The sequence below is a fragment of the Cyanobacteriota bacterium genome, from assembly GCA_025054735.1.
Taxonomy (GTDB): domain Bacteria; phylum Cyanobacteriota; class Cyanobacteriia; order SKYG9; family SKYG9; genus SKYG9.
Genome location: JANWZG010000291.1, coordinates 1 through 5,241 on the forward strand (window position 1 = coordinate 1; position 5,241 = coordinate 5,241).

6 protein-coding genes are annotated in these 5,241 nt (G+C 49.2%); 2 read left to right on the forward strand and 4 right to left on the reverse strand.

Annotation, left to right across the window (positions count from 1 at the left end; genetic code table 11):
* The 4 genes from sbcD to NZ772_13320 all read right to left on the reverse strand — a co-directional run.
* A partial coding sequence (gene sbcD / locus NZ772_13305; GenBank protein MCS6814526.1) for an exonuclease subunit SbcD occupies positions 1-430 on the reverse strand: 430 nt, incomplete at its 3' end.
* Positions 427-903 carry a DUF4079 domain-containing protein gene (locus NZ772_13310; protein ID MCS6814527.1) on the reverse strand — a complete coding sequence of 159 codons (477 nt, stop codon included), beginning with the start codon at positions 901-903 and terminating at the stop codon, positions 427-429. The genes sbcD and NZ772_13310, both read right to left, overlap by 4 nt.
* 89 nt (positions 904-992) lie before the next feature.
* Positions 993-1,217, reverse strand: a complete 225-nt coding sequence (locus NZ772_13315; GenBank protein MCS6814528.1) for a DUF5818 domain-containing protein — start codon at positions 1,215-1,217, stop codon at positions 993-995.
* Positions 1,214-3,001: a S8 family peptidase gene (locus tag NZ772_13320; GenBank protein MCS6814529.1), complete on the reverse strand. Its 1,788-nt coding sequence runs from the start codon at positions 2,999-3,001 to the stop codon at positions 1,214-1,216. Before NZ772_13320 ends, NZ772_13315 begins: the two co-directional genes overlap by 4 nt.
* Before the next feature lie 346 nt (positions 3,002-3,347).
* On the opposite strand from NZ772_13320, the gene NZ772_13325 reads away from it, so the two are divergent.
* Positions 3,348-3,794, forward strand: coding sequence for a hypothetical protein (locus NZ772_13325; GenBank protein MCS6814530.1), 447 nt, complete (start codon positions 3,348-3,350; stop codon positions 3,792-3,794).
* 149 nt (positions 3,795-3,943) lie between these two features.
* On the forward strand, positions 3,944-4,774 hold the full coding sequence (locus NZ772_13330) for an FtsQ-type POTRA domain-containing protein (GenBank protein ID MCS6814531.1): 831 nt from the start codon (positions 3,944-3,946) through the stop codon (positions 4,772-4,774).
* Positions 4,775-5,241 lie beyond the last annotated feature (467 nt).

Here is a 5,241-nt window from a genome sequence, read left to right on the forward strand (position 1 = left end):
TTAACCACGGCAGGGTGATGACTTGCACAGCGCCGTTGCGGGTGGTAATGTGATGGGTTTCTAATCGATCGCCCACCACAAAGCCTGGAACTGCCAAATCTCGATAGATGCCTAAACTAGCGCCACCTTGACCTTGGGCATACTGATCATGGTTGCCCACGAGCAATACTGCGGGAATGCGAGCATCGGCAAGGCGGCGAAACTGGCTAGCAAAGGCTTGCTGTAAAACAGGTGTGGGGGTGGCATCAGGAAAAGCATCACCCCCAAATAGCACCAAATCAACAGGCTCAGCCAACGCTCGGTCAATACAGCGACTCAAGGCCGCTACAAAATCCTCCAGTCGGGTATTCAGCCCAGTAGTCGGGTTGATCTGTCCATGAGCCAACCCACTACCCAAGTGAATATCTGACAAGTGGAGGAGCCTAATCATGTGCTGGCCTTCTCAAGAATGCGCTGGACAATCTGCATCCCCGTGACGGCTTGCCACAGAAACAGCCCTACTAGAGCCATATTTAGGGAAATATGGCTGTATCGTGCCCAGTCCTGCCCTTTTTGCATGGAAGGAGCTAAAGCTGCAGAAACAGCGATTAGGCCTGTCATAGCCAGCCCTACAATCAAGTGAGGGCCTACAAATAGCTTGCCGTTGTTGATGTAGGTGACTGCCATGCCGCCGATCGTCCCTAATACCATTAGTGCTAACAGAATCGACCCTGCTTGGTGGTGCTTGATGGAAAATTTGCCCTGAATCAGAGCTTTACGGGTTTCGGCATCAGCACTGCGAGTCTGGCGAACCTTCATGCCTGAATAGGCAGCGTACAACGACAGAGCCAGTAGGCCCCACATCATCACAGGGTGAGCAAACTGTAACCAGAATTTAACCGACGCAGGTAATGCTAAATCCATAAATCTAACGTGTTCTCCGGATAGTGCGAATCAGCAGACTGTTTCATTGGTAGCACGAAACGGCGCGGATTGCGCTTCTCCAGACCAGGTTAGTCTAGGTTTTCCATATGTTGGACTAACAGAATCGGGCCGATCATGGCGATCGAAACTGCATCGGCTTGAATGTCTCCCTCTACTTTTACCCTAGAACCTGCTTGCAATAGCTCCTTGGGGGCCTTTTTTAGTTCATACACTTGCCCATCATCAGTGACCAGTGCCCAGACTCCAGCTCCAAAATTTTTGCGCTCGATCGTGCCCTGAACTGTCATGCTCATGCAAAACGTCCTCCATGGCCAGGTTTAGCTGCTAGATAGGCAAGGCCATAACACAATAGCGCATTGATAGCTAAGAAACCCCTTGCTAGTAACCCATTTCCTAACCAGACCATGTGAGGTACCCACACAGCGCTAACCATTAGGCAACTGGCAATCCCTATGCTGGTACCGATCGCAAACCACTTCCCTTGAGGGTGACCCAACAGTAGCACCACTAACCCTAGGGGAATCAGCACACTAGCGAACAGTGGATTCAGGGCACTACTACCTTGGATAGCTGTCCCTAGTTCAGGAATTGAACTCCCTAACAGACGCAACGGATATTGCGGCAAATCAAAAATATAGAGACCGCGCAGGGGAAACAGACCACTGCTGCCCAGCACTAGCCCTGTGGAGAGTGACCAACTCCAGGCAAAGGGGAAGTAGTTACGCAGAAACCATGCCAACAGATAGGAACCCAGCACCATTGCCAGTTTGGGCAACAGCGCAACAACGCCGCCATCCAACCAAAAAACAGGATTGAGGTAGCCATTGTCTCGCAACCAGCGGAAAAAGTCAGGAATTGAGAGTTGACCGCGCGTGGCTAGCTTGACCGCAGCAGCAGCATCTAACTGTCCGGCACCATAGTAATTGAGGCCATCGTCAGCAACTTTTCGGGCTGACTGGGTCAAGACTTGGGTAACTTGGTCAGGATCACTTACACCAGCAGCTTTTACCAGTGCAGCAACCCCAGCTACGTGGGGGGCAGCCATGCTCGTACCTTGAAAGGCTGCAAAGATAGCATTACCCGTTTCAGGGTCGATCGTATTCTGCAAAATACCCCCTGCTTCCCCGCTGTCTGTAGAGCCACCAGGGGCAGAAATATCTACACCCGCCCCATAGTTGGAGTAGGATGCTTTCTCGCCAGCCGCATTTAGGGCAGATACACCAATGACGTGGGGATAGCGGGCTGGATAGGAAGCATTGTTAGTATTGGCATTGCCCGCAGCGGCTACAATCACGACTCCCTTACTGTGGGCATAGTTGATAGCTTCCTGCATCAATGCACTTTCACCGCCCCCTCCTAGACTCATGTTGATGACCTGAGCACCGTTGTCAGCCGCAAAGCGAATTGCTTCTGCAATATCAGCAATTGTCCCTGTGCCAGACTCATCCAATACCTTAAGGGGCATCAGGCTAGCCTCGTAGGCAATTCCAGCTACGCCGTAGTTATTGTTGGTCGATTGCGCAATTGTCCCAGCCACATGGGTACCATGGCCGTAGTCATCGGTTGCTTCTGGGCGATCGTGAACAAAGTCATACCCTTCCACAAACTTGGTTTTTGCCAAGTCTGGAACGGGACTAATTCCTGTATCAATCACAGCTACGGTTACCCCACTGCCCCTAGTTTCATCCCAAGCAGCTTCAAGATTAATGCTGCGGAAGTTCCACTGCTTAGGATAGTCTGGATCATTGGGTGCCTCCATGACCCTGTAGCGATAGTTGGGTTCAATAAACTCCGTGTGCTTGGCTAGGGGAGATGCTCTTAGCGAGCGCAGTACAGAGCGATCCCCAGGCAGTACATAGATGTTGTCAGCCGCTGAAAACACACTGTTAAGATGAGGTTGCACCCCATAACCGCGAGCAAGGTTCGTTAACTGCTGCTGGATTACAGATGCAGCAATAGGTTCCCGAAAGTTCACCACGATCGAGTCATAGTCGCCCTGGGTTTTGAGGCCACGATAGCCCGCGATCGCCAGCACTAACCCCAACACAAATAACCCCACAATCAGTAGCCGCCGCATAGCCTTGCTCCAATCAACACTTCACAACCATAACCTACACCTACCAATCTTGCCAGATGAAAGTCTGGCAGTCTCACCAGATAGCTTGTCAGATAGACTCACCAGACATAGCGCTCAAGTTTAAGACATGACTACATCTGGAGCATGTAGTGAGGACTTGAGTCCTCACCGTCAACGTCTTAACTTACTTATGCATTGCCATAAACACAGAGGGATCCCTCCTCAACGCATCAATGGGAATTATCAGCACAGAGATGTAGCCATCAACCTGAGGAAAAATACCTGTAGAGTAGGGGACTGTGGCCACATTGCATTCCCAAACCGTTGTTAACTGGAGAACAAACCTATGGAACATGGATTAGCATGGTTGCCGTTGTTAGCAATATTTTTCTGGCTAGCATGGGCTGGCTGGAACGAATACCAGAAAGTTGAAGCCTATAGGCAGTGGGCACAGCCATTTGAGACTGCGAAATACGACATTTACTCCGTTCTGGGATATGCCAACGGTGCTATCACTTGGGGTTTACCCTCTCGACGAGGGCCAGTTAACCTGCAAACCATTCCCCTAGCTACTGTTCAATCCATTACGCTGATGTTGGATCACCAACCCGTTCAGCCTGACCAAGTTTCCCTTAACAACAAGTCGATCGGCCTACGACTGGGAGGTCGCTCCGTAAGTTTGCAACTCGTACTGACAGACAACCAGACTGTAATCCAGATTCCCTTTACCGACATTACCTTAGCTGATCAATGGCAGCGGTACTTGCAAGCAAAGGTACTAGCAGAAGCATGACTCTATGGGAATTACTCTATGGGAATTATGGTTTGCCTACGAAAAATACCGTTACACTGAAAAGCGCTTAGGTTCGTTGCTAATACTCGGTGCTTGTTGATGGAAATAAGCAGGTAACACTGTTCAGTCCACATCCTACGTCCGTGGTTATGGTAGATATTTCTTCGGTTTCTGAAGCTGAACTTCGCGATCGCCGCGCACAGCTACGAAGGCGGCGGCAGATCAAAAGCTTTCAAAGCATTTGGCGATTGTTTGCAATTACAGGGGCTGCCGTTGGTATGGGTTGGGTAATGACCCATACTGATTGGGTTATCTACAAGCCTGAACAAATTCAGGTAAACGGCAACCAGCGTCTCTCTGCTACTACTGTGCGTTCTATTTTGGCGCTGTCTTATCCACAGTCAATCCTAGCGTTGGATCCTAAAGCCTTGACCGATCAACTGGAAACCAGTGCTCATATCTCTCGCGCAATTGTCGTCCGGACACTCTTTCCACCCCGATTAGTTGTGCACATTACTGAGCGCCATCCAGTCGCGATCGTATCACCCAAGCCCATCAGCATTCAACAGTTGACACAAGCTCAACAGCGCTCAAGCCTGCCCCCTTCAATTGGTCTCATCGATGACCAAGGGAATTTCATGCCCCTACGGGATTATTCGCTAAGTCAGCAAACCCTAGAGGGTTTAGATTTACAAGTTATTGGCATGGATCCAAGCCAATACCCCGATTGGAAGTTTCTATATCCCCTAATTCGAGACAGCATAGTGCCCATTTCAGAACTTGATTGGCAAAATCCTGCTAATTTAGTGCTGAAGACTAGCCTAGGAACTGTGTATATCGGTTCCTATGGAGATAGGTTCCCAACCCAGTTGCAAGCCTTGGCACAGATGCGTCAGATTGTTAATCGTGTTAAGCCTAGTCAGATTGCTTATATCGATCTTCGCGATCCAACGTCCCCTACCTTAGAGTTACGGCGATAGTTGCAACCCTTGACCGATCGCAAATCATCCACGACTATAGTTTTCAAGCGAATCCTTAGCAGATTACGCCTGAAAATGCTAAAGTTTCAAGACTACTTTTTGGCAAATACGGTTACTTTTAAGCAAGTGCGGTTACAATGTGCGACATCTTTGGTTGATAGCTTGGTGATGGGCAGTTAGTTAAAGTTAACTAATGTTGCTGCTTGCTTGCCGAGCACTGGCCATATGACTGTCCAAGATTGGTAAATCATACTTTTCATCAAATCTCGGAAAGTCACGTATGAAAATTAGCTATTCCTAACTTCGATGACATCTGATAGTACACTGGGTTTTATCAATGAGGGGTTACCGACAGACCAGAATTCGTTGTTGCCCGATGGAGATGCTACTGCCAGTCAGCCTGTCAATAATTCTGGATTAGTTCACAATCACGCTTACAGTAAAAACACTATGCACGGGGATGAAAC

Bases quoted from the DNA above. Each gene is read 5' to 3' on its own strand.
- NZ772_13310 (MCS6814527.1), bottom strand. From the start codon at position 903: ATGGATTTAGCATTACCTGCGTCGGTTAAATTCTGGTTACAGTTTGCT.
- NZ772_13315 (MCS6814528.1), bottom strand. From the start codon at position 1,217: ATGAGCATGACAGTTCAGGGCACGATCGAGCGCAAAAATTTTGGAGCT.
- NZ772_13320 (MCS6814529.1), bottom strand. From the start codon at position 3,001: ATGCGGCGGCTACTGATTGTGGGGTTATTTGTGTTGGGGTTAGTGCTG.
- NZ772_13325 (MCS6814530.1), top strand. From the start codon at position 3,348: ATGGAACATGGATTAGCATGGTTGCCGTTGTTAGCAATATTTTTCTGG.
- NZ772_13330 (MCS6814531.1), top strand. From the start codon at position 3,944: ATGGTAGATATTTCTTCGGTTTCTGAAGCTGAACTTCGCGATCGCCGC.